This window comes from Streptomyces sp. NBC_01176, assembly GCF_045039825.1.
Taxonomy (GTDB): Bacteria; Actinomycetota; Actinomycetes; order Streptomycetales; family Streptomycetaceae; genus Streptomyces.
This window is the reverse complement of the sequence record NZ_CP108600.1, coordinates 9,001,487-9,016,316: the sequence shown is the minus strand read 5'-3', so window position 1 is coordinate 9,016,316 and position 14,830 is coordinate 9,001,487. Positions and strand designations below refer to the sequence as shown.

The window sequence follows — 14,830 nt, the reverse complement described above, 5'->3', positions numbered from 1 at the left end:
CGCCGGACGGTCAGGCGGCGGAGGTGCCGAGTACGGCGGCGGTCCGCTGCATGCGCAGCGCGTCCACGGATTCGGCGAGCAGTTCGTACTCCGTGGTGTCGTCGCTCGTGGCGATGCGGACGAGCTTCCCGGCGGCCAGCTCCTCGGCGACAAGCTCCTGTTGACCACTGTCCCCGCACCAGGCGCGCAGCATGCTGGGCACGTCCGGGACGGTGTCCGAGACCGGGGCGATCGAGTTCGGCGGGAAGGTCGGGTCCTCGGGCTGCGGGTCGAGCCGTTCGGCCATCCACGAGGCGCGGTCCCGCATCCACCACAGGGCAAGCGCCAGGGTGGGCGCGCGGTATGTTCCCAGGGGGACGCCGACGCGTCTCCCCCCGCACACTCCGTATGCGGTGACATGGCACAGGAATTCGTCGTGCACGATCGCTCCCCCATTGCAACGCTCGCTGCCGGGCCGTCCTCACTTTCCCTGCGGCTCGTTCACTGCACGCGGCTCGTCCGTGGTCGACGGTCGTACCGGGCATCCGTGGTACACAGTGGTGCTGCACTCGGGCGTGGCTGAATCGCCCTCCTTATCGAGTATCGCCACTCCTGACACTCTGTCACCATGCCATTCCAGCCAGTCTCTTGGCATATTCACCTACCCCTTTGGCCGAAACGCGACCGGGCGCCCTTACCCGGGAGGTAATCGACGCCTTCAGGGGCCGCCGGGCATGGTTCCGGTACCGGATGACGGCGCGCCACCGCACCTCCGCATCCGGCCCTCGACCAGTCCGTATCCCCTTCGCCGGAGGCCGATCAGCCATGTCCGAGAGCACCGACCGTTACGAATCCGCCGTCGTCCGCTACCTGGAGGCCTGGAACGCGGCCGAGCCGGACGCGCTCACCAAGGCGGTCGCCGCCGCCTGGAGCGCCGACGGCCGCTACACCGATCCGCTGGCCGACGTGCGCGGGCACGAGGGGATCGCCGCCGTGATCTCGGCGGCGCACGAACAGTTCCCGGGGTTCACCTTCCGGCTCGCGGGGACGATCGACGGGCACCACGACATCGCCCGGTTCGGCTGGGAACTGGTCGACGAGAGGGACGGTTCGGCTCCCGTCGCCGGATTCGACGTGATCACCCTGAACGACGACGGCCGGATCCGCGACGTGCACGGATTCCTGGACCGCGTGCCCGCGTAGGCCGGCGATTCCTTCCTCGGACCGCGCGGGCGGGTGTCCTCCTTCGGACCGCACGGGCCGCGACGAGCTCCGCCGCTTCCGGTGGCCTCCTGAACAGGGCACTCACCGGGAGCGGCGGACCACATGAGCACGGGAGGCGGGACGGGCGGGATGAACCGGCACTTCACCGAGGTACCGCGCGGGAGCCCGGGCACGGGCGGCTGGACCTGCGCGGTCCGCGGTCCGCCCGGAGGAGCGCCTCAGCCCGTGAGGGCCGCCCGCGCGACATCCCGGTAGCGCCTCGGAGCGACGCCGGTCGTCCGCTTGAAGGCGTTGCTGAACGCACTCTCGGAGGTGTAGCCCACCTTCTGCGCGAGGGCCGACACGGACGTCTCACCGTCCCGCAGCGCACGTCTGGCCAGGCTCATGCGCCAGTCCAGCAGGTAGGTCAGGGGCGGGACACCGGCCACCGTCCGGAACCGCTGGGCGAAGCTGGTGCGGGACATGGCCGCCGCCCTGGCCAGTTCCTCCAGCTGCCAGGGACGCGCCGGGTCCGCGTGCATGAGGCGCAGCGCCGGGGAGATGCGCTCGTCGGCGAGGGCCCGCAGCCTGCCGGCGGGCAGGGCGTCGGCGTCCGCGAGATAGGCGCGCAGCACCTGGACGAACATCAGCTGGGCGAGCTGGTCGGCCGCGAAGTCGGCACCTGCCCGGCCGCCCGTGAGTTCACCCAGCAACTGGTCGAGCAGCCAGCGCAGCACGGGGGCCTCCTCCGCGGCGGCCCGCACATGCAGCAGCGGCGGCAGGGCGTGCAGCAGCAACTCCTCGCCAGCCCGGCCCAGTTCGACATGGCCGCCGATGAAGACGACGTCCTCGCCACCGCCGTAGCGGATCATCGGCCCGGGTGTGTCGGCGAAGAGCCTCGTCGCGTCCACCGGGGCCGGCGTGGGATCGCTCGCGACCACGAACGCCCGGCTGCCGTCGAACACGGCGACGTCGCCGCGCTCCAGCCGGACGGCGTCCGGCATGCCCTCGACGGCCACCCACATGCTCCCCTTCACCACCGCGGTGATCTTGAGCCGGTCGGGCCGGGGGAAGCGCAGCGCCCAGTCACCACCGGCGGTGAAGCCGCCGGAGACGATGCAGCGGGCATCCATCAGGCCGAGGGTGTCGGAGAGCGGGTCGACAGGCATATCCGTACTATCGCGCAAGTTATGCGGACTCTCAAGCATTCATCGTACGGACGGCCGGTCCTACGGTGGTCGGGAAGGCACAGACAAGGAGACACGAGCCACATGACCACCGCCCAAGTACCCCTGTACTCCGGCTTCGACGCCGCCTCCACCGCCGAGGACGTCATCAAGGGAATCGATCTGACCGGCAAGGTCGCCGTCGTCACCGGAGGCTATTCCGGCATCGGTCTGGAGACCGCGCGCGTCCTGCGTGCCGCGGGCGCCGAGGTCGTCGTCCCGGCGCGGGACACCGAGAGGGCCGAAGCCGCGCTGAAGGGGATCGACGGCGTCGAGATCGCGACCATGGATCTGCTGGACCCCGCCTCGATCGACGACTTCGCCGAGCGTTTCCTCGCCTCCGGCCGTCCCCTGCACATCCTCGTGAACAGCGCGGGCGTCATGGCGACCCCGCTGACCCGGGACGCCCGGGGCTACGAGGTGCAGTTCGCCACGAACCACCTCGGCCACTTCCAGCTGGTGGCACGTCTGCGGCCGGCGCTGCGCCGGGCGCACGGGGCCCGGGTCGTGTCGGTGTCCTCCTGGGGCCACCGGTTCTCGCCCGTCCTCTTCGACGACCCGCACTTCGAGCACCGCGCGTACGACCGCTGGGTCGCCTACGGACAGTCGAAGACGGCGAACATCCTCTTCGCGCTCGCGCTCGACGAGCGGGGCAGCGCGGACGGGATCCACGCCTACTCGCTGCACCCGGGCAGCATCGTCGACACCAACCTGAAGAAGTACCTCGCCGAGGAGGACCTGAGGGCGGCCGGTGTCCTCGACGCGGACGGCCGGACGGTCCTGGACCCGGAGCGGCAGCTCAAGACCGTCGAGCAGGGGGCGGCCACCAGCGTGTGGTGCGCGACCAGCCCCCTGCTGGAGGGGAGGGGCGGGGTCTACTGCGAGAACAGTGACATCGCGCCCCCGATGTCACTGGAGGAGGGCCGCGCGTGGACGCTCAGGAACAGGACGCCGAAGCCCGGCGTCGTGCCCTACGCCGTCGACCCGGTCGCGGCCGACCGCCTCTGGGACCTCAGCGAGCGCCTCACGGCCTGACCGGCCGGACCCGGGGCCCGGCCGGCACGCGCGTCACGCCTTGATGATCGCGTCGATCCGGGCCAGTTCCTCGTCGTCGAAGTCCAGCGCGCGGGTGGCCGTCACGCTGTCCTCCAACTGCTGGGTGCTGCTCGCGCCGATGAGGGCGGAGGTCACCCGACCGCCGCGCAGCACCCAGGCCAGGGCCATCTGCGCCAGGGACTGACCGCGGGCCTCGGCGATCTCGGCGAGGGCGCGCAGCTGCCCCACGAGGTCCTCGGTGACCGTGTCGGCGCTCAGGAAGGGGCTGTCGCTCGCGGCGCGCGAACCCTCCGGGATGCCGTCGAGGTAACGGCTGGTGAGCAGGCCCTGCTCCAGCGGGGAGTAGGCGATGGAACCGACCTGGAGCTCGTCCAGCGTGTCCAGGAGCCCGTCCTCGGGACGGCGGTCGAGCATCGAGTAGCGCGGCTGGTGGATGAGGAGCGGGGTGCCCAGCTCGCCGAGGATGCGGGCGGCCTCCCGGGTCTCCTCCGGCGAGTAGTTGGACACGCCGACGTAGAGGGCCTTGCCCTGCTGGACCGCCGAGTGCAGGGCCCCCATCGTCTCCTCGAAGGGGGTCTGCGGGTCGGGGCGGTGCGAGTAGAAGATGTCCACGTAGTCCAGGCCCATCCGGGCCAGGCTCTGGTCGAGCGAGGACAGCAGGTACTTGCGCGAGCCCCATTCGCCGTACGGGCCGGGCCACATCAGGTATCCGGCCTTCGTCGAGATGACCAGTTCGTCGCGGTAGGGCGCGAAGTCGGCCTTCAGGGCGTCACCGAGGGCCGACTCGGCGGCGCCGGGCGGCGGACCGTAGTTGTTGGCCAGGTCGAAGTGGGTGACACCGAGGTCGAACGCGCGGCGCAGGATCGCGCGCTGGGTCTCCACCGGCCGGTCGGGGCCGAAGTTGTGCCACAGACCGAGGGACAGCGCGGGAAGTTTCAGGCCGCTGCGTCCGGTGCGCCGGTAGGGCATGTCCGCGTAGCGGTCGGGGTGTGCGGTGTACAACGCGTGCTCCTGGAAGGCCGGGAAAACAGATCCCCACTCTCGCGCGCGCACGGTGCAGAGGTCCAACGGGAGAATCGGATCGGATTCAGCGACCGGGACTCTCAATCGGCCAGTACGCTTGTGCCCCATGGAACTGCGCCACCTCCAGCACTTCGTCGCCGTCGCGGAGGACCAGCACTTCACCCGAGCGGCCGAGCGCCTGATGGTGTCGCAGTCGGGGCTGTCGTCCTCGATCCGTGCCCTGGAGCGCGAGCTCCAGGCCCCGTTGTTCGTACGCACCACCCGGCGGGTCACGCTCACGGAGGCCGGTCGTGCCCTGCTCGGCGAGGCGGAGCGGGTGCTGGCCCAGGTCCGCGCGGCCCACGACGCCGTGGCGGCCGTCCAGGGCCTGCTGCGGGGCACGCTCTCGCTCGGCACCGAGCAGTGCATCGCCGGAGTGCACGTGGCCCGGCTCCTCACCGCGTTCCGGCGGCGCCATCCCGATGTCGAGATCCGGTTGCGGCAGGCGGGCTCCGGCGCGCTCGCCGAGGAGGTCGCGGCCGGGCGGCTCGACCTGGCCTTCGCGGTGAGGACGCAGCCGGACAGCGACCAGCTGCGTTCCGTCCCACTGACGAGCGAGCCGATGACGGTGCTCTGTCATCCGACGCACCACCTCGCGACCGCCGCGGTGGTCACGCCGGAGGAACTGGGCGGCGAGGCGTTCGTCGACTTCCATCCCGACTGGGGGCCGCGCCGCATCACCGACGCGGCCTTCGCCGCGGCGGGTGTCCAGCGGACCGTGACACTCGAGGTCAGCGACGTGCACAGTCTCCTGGAGCTCGTCGACGCGGGCCTCGGTATCGCCGTGGTACCACGGCACTTCGGTCTCAAGCGTGAGGCCGGCGGCCTCACCTCGCTCCCGTTGAAGGGCGCGGGCGACGTGCCGTACGAGACCGTCGCCATGCTTCCGCCGCCCGATGCCACCAGCCCGGCGGCCCGCGCCCTGATGGTCCTGCTCGACTCGTCCGAGGCCGACCGCTGACGGACACTGACGCACACGGGCGGACGCCGACGGACGCCGGCGGACCGGCACCGGCGGACGGCCGCTGACGGACCGGCGCCGACCGGGCACGAACCCGCGCGCTCTGTCAGGCATCTCGACATCTGCACTTCGACCCCGGTCACGCCGTCGGCGTGCGTGTGGCATCCCGGAGCGGGGGCAACCGGACTCCGGGAGGTCTACATGAACGCGAGTACGACGACACGGACCGGACGGATCGAGGCCCGGCGCGCGGCGCGGGGCCCGGTGACGGAGTACGCCGCCAGGGCCGGACTGACCGCGCGGGGCGTGATCTATCTGCTGGTCGGCGCGCTGGCGTTGCAGATCGCCTTCGGTGACAGCGGCAAACAGGCGGACCGCGGCGGCGCGCTCGCCGAGATCGCGCAGAAGCCCTTCGGTGCCGTGCTGCTGTGGGCGCTGGGCATCGGGCTGGTGGGCATGGCGCTGTGGCGCCTGTCCGAGGCGGTCTTCGGTTCCGTGGGGCAGGACGGCGGCAAGGCCAAGAAGCGGTTGCTGGCGGCCGGCCGGTGCGTCTTCTACTCCTTCACCGCCTACTCCGTGCTGTCGTTCGCGGCGGGCTCGCGGGGCAGCGGGAGCGGATCCAGCGACCGGCAGTCCCAGGACGTGACGGCGAAGGTCCTCGGCCTGCCCGCGGGGCAGTGGATCGTGGGCGCGGCCGGGGCCGGCATCGTGGTGGCGGGCGTGTGGATCGGCACCCGGGCCGTCCTGCGCAAGTTCCACAAGAAGATGAAGCTCGGCGAGATGTCGGCGCGGACCCGAAAGCTGGTGGACGTCACCGGAGTGGGCGGCGGCGCGGCGCGCGGGCTGGTGTTCGCCGTGGCGGGTGGCTTCGCCATCCGCGCGGCGGTCGAGTTCGAGCCCGACAAGGCCAAGGGGCTGGACAACACGATCCGGTCGTTCGCCGACACCCCGGCGGGACCGTGGCTGCTGGTGTGCGTCGCGGTCGGGCTCGTCCTCTTCGGCCTGTTCTCCTTCGCCATGGCCCGCTGGCGCAGGGTCTGAGAGCGACGTCTGGCGGTACGGGTGGGTGCGCGGGCTCCGCGCACCCACCCTTTCTGCGTCAGGGGCCCGGGTGTCGCGGGATCACCCGGGAACCTGTTTCCGGGCGCAGGGGACGGCGGGATGCGCCATGGTGGACGCATGCATGCAAAGGACATCCTCGTCGACGCGTTCGGCCGTATCCAGGAAGACGTCCACGCCGCCGTCGAGGGACTCCCCCCGGAGACCCTCAACGCGCGTCCCGCACAGGACACCAACTCCGTGTCATGGCTGGTGTGGCATCTCACCCGGGTCCAGGACGACCACATCGCCGATGCCTCCGGGCTCGACCAGGTCTGGCTGACGCAGGGCTGGGAGAAGCGGTTCGGGCTCGATCTGCCCCGCGAGGACACGGGGTACGGTCACACCCCCCGGAAGGTGGCCGAGGTCCGGGTGGAGTCGGGCGAGCTGCTGCTCGGGTACTACGACGCCGTACATGACCAGACCCTGGCCTTCCTGCGCGGGCTGACCGCCGCGGATCTCGACCGTGTCGTGGACGAGCGCTGGACTCCGGCGGTCACCCTCGGGGTACGGCTGGTGAGCGTCCTGGCCGACGATCTGCAGCATGTCGGCCAGGCCGCCTACGTCCGCGGACTCCTTCAGAGCGCGGCTTCGTAACCGGGCAGGACGACGTCCCGGATGAGCGCCGTACGCTCGTCGAACGGGAGGAACGCGCTCTTGAGGGCGTTCACCGTGACCGTGCGCAGATCCTCGACGGTCCAGCCCGCCTCCTCGACCAGCAGCGCCATCTCGCGGGTCATGGTCGTGCCCGAGACCAGCCGGTTGTCGGTGTTGAGGGTGACACGGAAGCCGAGGTCCCGCAGCGCGGTGATGGGGTGGTCGGCGATCGAGGTGGCCGCACCCGTCTGGAGGTTGGAGGTGGGGCACATCTCCAGGGCGATGCGACGGTCGCGGACCCAGCCCGCGAGGCGGCCGAGCTTGCCGTCGACGATGTCCTCGGTGATGCGTACGCCGTGGCCGACGCGCTGGGCACCGCAGACCTGGAGTGCCTGGTGGATGCTGGGCAGTCCGTGGGCCTCGCCCGCGTGGATGGTGAAGGGCACGCTCTCACGGCGCAGATGCTCGAACGCGGCCAGGTGGTCGGCGGGCGGGAAGCCGTCCTCGGCGCCGGCGATGTCGAAACCGACGACCCCGCTGTCGCGGAACGCCACCGCGAGGTCGGCGATCTCGCGGGTGCGGTCGAACATGCGCATCCCGCACAGCAGCGTGCCGACCCGGACCGGGGTGCCCGCGGCGGCGGCCTTGGCCATACCGGCGGCGAGGCCCTCCTGCACGGTCTCGACGACCTCGGGCAGGGTCAGCCCACCGTTCACCATCAGCTCGGGCGCGTACCTGACCTCGCCGTAGACGACGCCGTCCTCGGCCAGGTCGAGCACGTACTCCTCGGCGGTGCGCAGCAGGCCCTCGCGGGTCTGCATCACGGCGAGGGTGTGCTCGAAGGTGGCTATGTAGCGCACCAGGTCACCGGAGTTGGCGGCCTCGTAGTACCAGGCGGCGAGCGCGCGCGGGTCGGTGGTGGGCAGCGTGTGACCGACGGTCGCGGCGAGTTCCACGAGGGTGTCAGGGCGCAGACCGCCGTCGAGATGGTCGTGCAGCACCGCCTTGGGAAGACGGCGGATGGTGTCGATGTCGATGCGGGGCGCGGTCATGCGTGTCTGTTTCCTCGGCAGGTCGGTTCTGGGCGATGGGGCGGTACGGCGGTACGGGGGGGGGAAGCCGGGCCACTACCCGGCGGGCTGGAGAAGGTCCCAGCGGTTTCCGTACAGGTCCTGGAAGACGACGACCGAGCCGTACGCCTCGTGGCGCGGCTCCTCCAGGAAGGTCACTCCGGCGGCACGCATGCGCGCGTGGTCGCGGGCGAAGTCGTCGGTGTGGAGGAAGAAGCCCACGCGGCCCCCGGTCTGGTCGCCGACCCGGGCGCCCTGTGACTCGTTCTTGGCCCGGGCCAGGAGCAGTCCGCTGCCGGCGCCCTCCGTGCCCGGCTCGACGACGACCCAACGGGAGCCGTCGGGCCGGGACTCGTCCTCGGCCAACCGGAACCCGAGTGCTTCGGTGTAGAAGCGGATCGCCTCGTCGTAGTCGTCGACGACGAGGGTGACCAGGGCGATGCGTCTCATCAGGGCCTCTCCGGGGATGCGTGGGTTATACGTAACACGTAGGGTACGACATCCCGCCCCGCCCTCGTCCCGCCCGACCGCGCGGACCACCGTCGGCGCGCGTCCGGAAGGGCGCGCCGGCTCATTCGGCCCCGCCGGGAACGATCCCCGCCCCTCTTGCGTCTACAGTTATGTAGACCGTCCACGGGTTCACCGTCGGCGCGGGCAGCCGGCACGGACGGCCTCCTCCCGCGTCTCCGCGCCCCACCAAGGAAGGGACCTCGCACCATGTCCGCAGCGCCGCGCACCGTGCCCGCGTGGGCGGTCGGCGTTCCCGGGGCGCCCTCGTGAAGCGCGCGGACACGGCCGACCTCGCGGGATCGACCGCGGTGGGGAGCCTGGTCGCCTTCGTGCTGCTCACCCTGGTCGTCACCGGCCGGGACGGCGGCACGCTGTTCGGCGACGACGCCCTCGGCACCTGGTCGGCCGGCCACCGCCCGGCCGTCGCCCTGGCCCTGGCCCGCGCGGTCACGTACACCGGGACGGGTCTCGTGCCGTACGCCCTGGTCGTACTGGCCGGTGTCGTCGTGGGGCGCACGGCGCGGGAGCGGATCCTCCGCGCCCTCGCCTGTCTCGGCTGCCTCGCCGCCGCCCAGGCCGTGCGGTACGCCGTGATGACCCTGGTCGCCCGTCCCCGTCCCGCGGTCGCGGAGTGGGCCACGCACGCCTCCGGCTGGTCCTTCCCCTCGGGTCACACCACCACGTCCGCCGTCAGCGGCGGGCTGCTGATCCTCGCGCTGCTGTCGCGGGCCCCGCGCGGCGGACGGCCGCTCGCCCTGGTCGTCGGCTGCTGGTCCGTGCTCGTCGGGCTGACCCGGGTCTATCTGGGCGTCCACTGGTTCTCCGACGTCCTGGGCGGCTGGCTGTTCAGCCTGTGCTGGCTGAGCCTCACCGTCTACGTCCTCGCCCGCTTCGTCCCGCCCAGGCACTTCGACATATCGGCGCTCCGTCCCCGCCCCGATGCCCTGACGACGGAAGAGCGCCGCGATGAGCCCCACCCTCGCCGTGAGATCCCCCCTCGGCCTCCTCCGTAGCCACCTCGGCTGGGCCGTCGGGGCCGCCTACCTCGCCGCCGCGACCGTGTCGGCGCCGGGTCTGTGGCTGCGCCGCCCGCACACGCTCGGCGACGGCGGAATCCTCGAGGTCGCCTTACGGGCCCCGCACTTCCTGCTGTCCCTGGTGCTGTTCACCGCCGGCCTCCAGGTACCGGTCCACGAACTGCGGGCCCTGCTCACCCGGCCCACCGCGCTGCTGACCGGCCTCGTCCTCCACCTGGTCGCACCCCTGCTGATCATCCCGGGAGTGGCCTACGCGCTGCACCGGACCCCGGACAGCGACGGCGGCAGCGGACTGATCGCGGCGATGATCATGATCGTCTCGATGCCCGTGGCGGCCGGCGCCACCGTGTGGACGAGCAGAGGCGAGGCCGACCAGCCGACCACCGTCGGCCTCGTGCTGGCGTCCACGATCGCCGGCCCGCTCACGATCCCGGTCACCATGACGGCCCTGTGTCCCCTGCTGCGCGGCGGCTACGCGGAAGCGCTGGCGGGCGCCGCCCGGACCGCCGGGCACGGCTTCGCGCTGACCGGGGTCCTGCTCCCGTGCGGTGCCGGGATCCTGTCCCGCCTCGTGCTGCCCGATCGCCTCCTGCGCCTGCTGCTCGGCGCGGCACCTCCCGCCTCCCTGCTCGGCTCGCTGCTGCTGACGTACATCAACGCCAGCGGCGTCCTCGGCCCCTTCGTCGCCCGTCCGGAGCCGGTGCTGATGGCGGCCGCACTGGTCGTCGCCGCCCTCGTGTGCGGGCTGTCGTTCGGCCTGGGCCGGATCACCGCCCGGCTGCTGCGCCTGGACACTTCGGCGAGTGCCTCGGTGACGCTGGCCTGCGGGATGAACAACAGCAGCGCGAGCGCGGTCCTCATCACCACGGCGCTGCCCGACCGGCCCCACGTCCTGCTGCCGGTGCTGGCCTACGGCCTGCTGCAGAAGGTGGCCGCGGGCCGCGTCGTGCGGGCCGGGGCCGGGAAGCGCGCCCGCCCATGACATCGTTGGCAGTGATCCGGGACCGGTTCCGCCGGCCCCTTGACGAGCGCTGTCCTTACAGGAGTTGAGTGCCATGTCCGAGCTGCCGAAGCCGACCGGAGCCCCGGCCCGTCAGAACGTGACCTTCCCCAGCGCCGGAACGACCGCCCACGGCTATCTGGCGTTGCCGCCGTCCGGTCAGGGGCCGGGTGTGATCGTCATCCAGGAGTGGTGGGGCCTGACCGATCACATCGCCCAGGTCGCCGACCGGCTGGCCGCGGAGGGCTTCGTCGCCCTCGCACCCGACCTGTACGGCGGCAATGTCGCCCACGACAGCGGGGAGGCCTTCCGGATGATGCAGGAACTGCCCGTGGCGCGAGGTGTCGAACTGCTCTCCGGCGCGGTCGACCATCTGCTCGGCCTGCCCGAGGTCACCTCGGACACGGTGGGCGCGGTCGGCTTCTGCATGGGCGGCGGCTTCGTCCTGTACCTGGCCGCGGCGGACCCGCGGGTCAGCGCGGCGGTGCCGTTCTACGGCGTCATCCAGGGTGACATGCCCGACTTCTCGGGCCTCAAGGCGGAGATCCTCGGCCACTACGGCGAGCTCGACACCAGCATCCCCAAGGAGAACCTGGAGCAGTTGAGCGAGGTGGTCCAGCGGCAGTCCGGCATCACCCCGGACCTCCGTCTCTACCCCGCCAACCACGCCTTCTTCAACGACGGCCGCCCCGAGACGTACGACGCCGAGTCGGCCGAGCGCGCGTGGGAGAGCACGCTGTCCTTCCTGCACGCGCGGCTGGGCTGAGCCCTCCGGTCGCGACGGCACGGGCCGGGGAGACCTGGACCTGGACCGGGGCCGGCCGCCTCGGTCCAGCCGGCCCCGCCGCCCGTACCGCGAGTGGCTCGGCACGACGGCGGGCGGGCCGCCGGTCTCACTCCCCCGACCGGTGGACCCCGTCCAGCCGGGCCATCTCGTCGTCGGTGAGCCGGAGCGCGCCCGCGGCGACGTTCTCGGTGAGGTGGTCCGGGTTGCCGGTGCCGGGGATGGCCAGTACGTGCGGTCCCTGCCGCAGCGTCCACGCCAGACGCACCTGCGCGGCGGTGGCGCCATGGGCTCGCGCGACGTCGAGCACCTCGGCGCCGGCCCTGTCGTGCGAACCGTCCGCACCGCCGGGGCCCCGCGCACCGCCCTTGCCGGCGATCGCGAAGAACGGCACGAACGCGACGCCCAGTTCCCCGCAGATCCGCAGCACCTCGTCGGTCCCGGGTTGTGCGGAGCCGAGGCCGTACCGGTTCTGCACGCACACCACGGGCGCGATGGCCCGTGCCTCCGCCAGGTGCCGCCCTTCGACGTCGGAGACACCGAGATGCCGGATCAGGCCCGCGTCGCGCAGTTCGGCGAGCGCACCGAAGTGCTCGGCGATCGAGTCCTGCCCCATCCGGCGCAGGTTCACCACGTCGAGGTGGTCGCGCCCGAGCTGGCGCAGGTTCTCCTCGACATGGGACCGCAGTTGGTCCGGCCGGGCGGCGGTCCCCCACTCCCCCGCGTAGTCGCGGTACGGGCCCACCTTCGTGACGATCACCAGATCGTCGGCGTACGGGGACAACGCACTGTTGATCAGCTCGTTCGCGGAGCGCAGAGACGAGAAGTAGAAGGCGGCGGTGTCGATGTGGTTGACACCTAGCTCGATCGCCCGCCGCAACACGGCGATCGAGCGCTCACGGTCGCTCGGCGTACCCAGATGGAAGGCCGCGCTGCCCGTGAGCCGCATGGCACCGAACCCGATGCGGTTGACGTCGAGATCTCCGAGTCTCCAGGCACCCGCGGCCGCCGCGCTGATCATCTCTGAGGTCATCGTGGCAGTTTCGCATACGGTCGTACGAGGCCACGTCGGCGAACCGTGAGACGACCGGGCCCGCGAGAACGTCCCGCCGCGGGAACCCGTACCGGTGCCCCGGCGACCGCCGGGTCCGGCCCGACTCCCCACGCCACGGCGGTCAGGGGTGGTCGTACCAGGCGAAGGCCGAGATGCGCCAACCGGCGGAGGTACGGACGAACTGGATGGTCTTGACCCCGCCGCCCTCGAACGGCTCGCCGTCCAGGATCCCGGACTTGCGGTACTCGCCGAACCGCGAGGCGACATCGCCGGCGATGTCGGTCCGTTCGGAGGTCTCCCACTCGGAGAACTCGACCAGCCGGCCGTCGCCCAGCAACGTCCGGCGAGGCGCGATGAACTCCTCCACCGTCTGGACGGTGAAGTCCGGGCCCGTCTTGACGATCACCCCGCCGGGGAGGACCAGTCGACGGAGACGATCCAGGTCGGCGGTCCTGCCGCCCCGGTTGTCGAAGGCGCCGAAGAATTCGGCGGTCACCAAGTCGATCTCGCTCTGGGACACGGCGCGACGGTAACACGGGCCCGCGTGACTCCGTATGGTCACGCGGGAACCGCTGCCCGGTGCGGAGTCGGCGCGGCCCGGCCGGGGTCGACAGGGCCGCCGATCGGCGGGAACCGTGCCCGCCTCAGCTCAGCGGCTTCTCGAGTACCGCCTTGCGGTGGCTGAAGGTCTCGATGGAGTAGCGGCCGTGGTAGCTGCCCATGCCGCTCTCGCCGACCCCGCCGAACGGCAGGTCGGAGACGGTCAGATGGGCGAGCGGCAGTCCGAGGCCGAGGCCTCCGGACGAGGTCTCGGCGGCCAGCCGCTCCCGGGTGGTGTCCGACTCGGTGAAGGCGTACAGGGCCAGCGGCTTGTCGCGGTCGTTGATGAAGTCGACGGCCTCGTCCAGTCCCGACACCGTGACGATCGGCAGGATCGGGCCGAAGATCTCCTCGCGCATGACAGGTGCCTCGGGGTCGACGTCCGCCAGCACGGTCGGCGCGAGGTACTTGGTGGCACGGTCGCCGGTGCCGCCCGTGACGGTGCGGCCGGAGTCGAGCAGGGAGCTGAGCCGGTCGAAGTGGCGCTCGTTGACGATCCGCCCGTACTCGGTGGACTGCCGCGGTTCGGTGCCGAAGAGTTCCTCGACGGCACGGACGAGTTCGGGCTCCAGCGCGCGGGCGGTCTCCGGGTCGGTGAGGACGTAGTCGGGCGCGACGCAGGTCTGACCGGCGTTCAGGAACTTGCCGCGGGCGAGCCGGTCGGCGACGACGCCCAGGTCGGTGCCGCGGTCGACGAAGGCCGGGGATTTTCCGCCCAGTTCGAGCGCGACCGGGGTGAGGTGCTCGGCGGCGGCCCGCATCACGATGCGGCCGACGGTGCCGTTGCCGGTGTAGAAGATGTGGTCGAAACGCTCTGCCAGCAGCGCGGTGGTCTCCTCGACGGCGCCCTCGACGACCGCGACGGCATCGGTGTCGAGGTACCGGGGCAGCAGCCGTGCGAGGACCGCCGAGGTGGCGGGGGCGAGCTCGCTGGGCTTGACGACGACCGTGTTGCCCGCGGCCAGCGCGCCGAGCATCGGCGTCAGCAGGAGCTGGACGGGGTAGTTCCAGGGAGCGATGACCAGGACGACGCCCAGCGGGTCGAACCGCGTCCACGCGGTCGCGTCCGCGCCGAGGTGCGCCGGGACCGGAGCGGCCTGGGGGCGCAGCCACGCGTCGAGGTGTTCCAGGGTGTGGTCGATCTCCCGGACGGTGAAGTCGATCTCGGTGCGGTGGGCCTCCGTGGAGCTCTTGCCGAGATCGGCGTGGAGCGCTCGCGCGAGGTCGTCGCCGTGCGCGGTGAGCATCTCGCGCAGTCCGCGCAGCTGCGCCGTGCGCCACTCGACGGGCTTGGTACGGCCGGAGCGGAAGGTGGCGCGCAGACGGGCCACGAGGTCGGCGGGCTGCTCGGAGGTGGGGTGGGTCACGGTGCCCTCGCTGGTCGGAGCGGACCGGGTGATCCGCGTACTGGGGTCGCACGGCCTCTTGGCGCGCGCACTGGCCTTCATCGAGACTAGGGGCTCGATGTAATTGGCAACCTTTCAGGTACCCAAGTACATTCCGACTACACGGGAGTCGCCTTCCGTCACCGGCCGGTGGCTCCGAGTGGAAGCGGGGCCCTTCGCGGGCAGGGCCGACGTGAGGCAGACCCGA

General features: G+C 71.7%; 16 protein-coding genes. 8 read left to right on the top strand and 8 right to left on the bottom strand.

Features of this window, described 5'->3' with window-relative positions; genetic code table 11:
• Positions 1–10 precede the first annotated feature (10 nt).
• Complete coding sequence (locus tag OG199_RS39220; protein WP_168526199.1) at positions 11–421, bottom strand: hypothetical protein; 411 nt, start codon at positions 419–421, stop codon at positions 11–13.
• 383 nt (positions 422–804) lie between these two features.
• Here OG199_RS39220 and OG199_RS39215 point away from each other — a divergent pair, with 383 nt between their 5' ends.
• Positions 805–1,182 carry a nuclear transport factor 2 family protein gene (locus tag OG199_RS39215; RefSeq protein ID WP_405833629.1) on the top strand — a complete coding sequence of 126 codons (378 nt, stop codon included), beginning with the start codon at positions 805–807 and terminating at the stop codon, positions 1,180–1,182.
• A 239-nt stretch (positions 1,183–1,421) separates the two neighbouring features.
• Here OG199_RS39215 and OG199_RS39210 read toward each other — a convergent pair whose 3' ends face one another.
• Positions 1,422–2,351, bottom strand: coding sequence for an AraC family transcriptional regulator (locus OG199_RS39210; protein WP_401809486.1), 930 nt, complete (start codon positions 2,349–2,351; stop codon positions 1,422–1,424).
• A 102-nt stretch (positions 2,352–2,453) separates the two neighbouring features.
• On the opposite strand from OG199_RS39210, the gene OG199_RS39205 reads away from it, so the two are divergent.
• Complete coding sequence (locus OG199_RS39205) at positions 2,454–3,443, top strand: oxidoreductase (protein ID WP_405833626.1); 990 nt, start codon at positions 2,454–2,456, stop codon at positions 3,441–3,443.
• Between the two features lie 33 nt (positions 3,444–3,476).
• On the opposite strand, the gene mgrA is transcribed toward OG199_RS39205, so the two are convergent.
• A complete protein-coding gene (gene mgrA, locus OG199_RS39200; protein ID WP_266696571.1) occupies positions 3,477–4,466 on the bottom strand; it encodes an L-glyceraldehyde 3-phosphate reductase in 990 nt (329 codons plus the stop codon).
• Positions 4,467–4,593: 127 nt separating this feature from the next.
• On the opposite strand from mgrA, the gene OG199_RS39195 reads away from it, so the two are divergent.
• The 3 genes from OG199_RS39195 (at position 4,594) to OG199_RS39185 (ending at position 7,182) form a co-directional block, all read left to right on the top strand.
• Complete coding sequence (locus tag OG199_RS39195) at positions 4,594–5,487, top strand: LysR family transcriptional regulator (RefSeq protein WP_401809481.1); 894 nt, start codon at positions 4,594–4,596, stop codon at positions 5,485–5,487.
• 201 nt (positions 5,488–5,688) lie between these two features.
• Positions 5,689–6,528, top strand: coding sequence for a DUF1206 domain-containing protein (locus OG199_RS39190; RefSeq protein ID WP_405833624.1), 840 nt, complete (start codon positions 5,689–5,691; stop codon positions 6,526–6,528).
• 138 nt (positions 6,529–6,666) lie between these two features.
• Entirely contained in the window at positions 6,667–7,182 is a 516-nt protein-coding gene (locus tag OG199_RS39185; RefSeq protein ID WP_405833622.1) for a DinB family protein, read from the top strand.
• Here OG199_RS39185 and OG199_RS39180 read toward each other — a convergent pair.
• Both OG199_RS39180 and OG199_RS39175 read right to left on the bottom strand, forming a co-directional pair.
• Complete coding sequence (locus OG199_RS39180; protein WP_356800759.1) at positions 7,164–8,234, bottom strand: adenosine deaminase; 1,071 nt, start codon at positions 8,232–8,234, stop codon at positions 7,164–7,166. The genes OG199_RS39185 and OG199_RS39180 overlap by 19 nt on opposite strands.
• A gap of 75 nt (positions 8,235–8,309) precedes the next feature.
• Entirely contained in the window at positions 8,310–8,702 is a 393-nt protein-coding gene (locus OG199_RS39175; RefSeq protein WP_356800758.1) for a VOC family protein, read from the bottom strand.
• Positions 8,703–8,998: 296 nt separating this feature from the next.
• Here OG199_RS39175 and OG199_RS39170 point away from each other — a divergent pair, with 296 nt between their 5' ends.
• The 3 genes from OG199_RS39170 to OG199_RS39160 all read left to right on the top strand — a co-directional run bounded on the left by OG199_RS39170 (position 8,999) and on the right by OG199_RS39160 (position 11,565).
• Positions 8,999–9,775, top strand: coding sequence for a phosphatase PAP2 family protein (locus OG199_RS39170; protein WP_356800757.1), 777 nt, complete (start codon positions 8,999–9,001; stop codon positions 9,773–9,775).
• The gene (locus OG199_RS39165; protein WP_405833619.1) at positions 9,729–10,781 is read left to right on the top strand and encodes a sodium-dependent transporter; all 1,053 of its coding nucleotides are present in this window, start codon (positions 9,729–9,731) and stop codon (positions 10,779–10,781) included. Before OG199_RS39170 ends, OG199_RS39165 begins: the two co-directional genes overlap by 47 nt.
• A gap of 73 nt (positions 10,782–10,854) precedes the next feature.
• The gene (locus OG199_RS39160) at positions 10,855–11,565 is read left to right on the top strand and encodes a dienelactone hydrolase family protein (RefSeq protein WP_356800755.1); all 711 of its coding nucleotides are present in this window, start codon (positions 10,855–10,857) and stop codon (positions 11,563–11,565) included.
• 127 nt (positions 11,566–11,692) lie between these two features.
• On the opposite strand, the gene OG199_RS39155 is transcribed toward OG199_RS39160, so the two are convergent.
• The 3 genes from OG199_RS39155 to OG199_RS39145 all read right to left on the bottom strand — a co-directional run bounded on the left by OG199_RS39155 (position 11,693) and on the right by OG199_RS39145 (position 14,604).
• Entirely contained in the window at positions 11,693–12,616 is a 924-nt protein-coding gene (locus tag OG199_RS39155; RefSeq protein ID WP_405833617.1) for an aldo/keto reductase, read from the bottom strand.
• Between the two features lie 142 nt (positions 12,617–12,758).
• Complete coding sequence (locus OG199_RS39150) at positions 12,759–13,157, bottom strand: DUF4440 domain-containing protein (RefSeq protein ID WP_405833615.1); 399 nt, start codon at positions 13,155–13,157, stop codon at positions 12,759–12,761.
• 124 nt (positions 13,158–13,281) lie between these two features.
• Positions 13,282–14,604 carry an aldehyde dehydrogenase family protein gene (locus OG199_RS39145; protein WP_405833613.1) on the bottom strand — a complete coding sequence of 441 codons (1,323 nt, stop codon included), beginning with the start codon at positions 14,602–14,604 and terminating at the stop codon, positions 13,282–13,284.
• Between the last annotated feature and the right edge of the window lie 226 nt (positions 14,605–14,830).

What these genes read in the sequence shown, in the direction of transcription:
- OG199_RS39160 (WP_356800755.1), top strand. Translation starts at nt 10,855, where the DNA reads ATGTCCGAGCTGCCGAAGCCGACCGGAGCCCCGGCCCGTCAGAACGTG.
- OG199_RS39215 (WP_405833629.1), top strand. Translation starts at nt 805, where the DNA reads ATGTCCGAGAGCACCGACCGTTACGAATCCGCCGTCGTCCGCTACCTG.
- OG199_RS39185 (WP_405833622.1), top strand. Translation starts at nt 6,667, where the DNA reads ATGCATGCAAAGGACATCCTCGTCGACGCGTTCGGCCGTATCCAGGAA.
- OG199_RS39180 (WP_356800759.1), bottom strand. Translation starts at nt 8,234, where the DNA reads ATGACCGCGCCCCGCATCGACATCGACACCATCCGCCGTCTTCCCAAG.
- OG199_RS39195 (WP_401809481.1), top strand. Translation starts at nt 4,594, where the DNA reads ATGGAACTGCGCCACCTCCAGCACTTCGTCGCCGTCGCGGAGGACCAG.
- OG199_RS39190 (WP_405833624.1), top strand. Translation starts at nt 5,689, where the DNA reads ATGAACGCGAGTACGACGACACGGACCGGACGGATCGAGGCCCGGCGC.
- OG199_RS39175 (WP_356800758.1), bottom strand. Translation starts at nt 8,702, where the DNA reads ATGAGACGCATCGCCCTGGTCACCCTCGTCGTCGACGACTACGACGAG.
- OG199_RS39155 (WP_405833617.1), bottom strand. Translation starts at nt 12,616, where the DNA reads ATGACCTCAGAGATGATCAGCGCGGCGGCCGCGGGTGCCTGGAGACTC.
- OG199_RS39165 (WP_405833619.1), top strand. Translation starts at nt 9,729, where the DNA reads ATGAGCCCCACCCTCGCCGTGAGATCCCCCCTCGGCCTCCTCCGTAGC.
- OG199_RS39210 (WP_401809486.1), bottom strand. Translation starts at nt 2,351, where the DNA reads ATGCCTGTCGACCCGCTCTCCGACACCCTCGGCCTGATGGATGCCCGC.
- OG199_RS39205 (WP_405833626.1), top strand. Translation starts at nt 2,454, where the DNA reads ATGACCACCGCCCAAGTACCCCTGTACTCCGGCTTCGACGCCGCCTCC.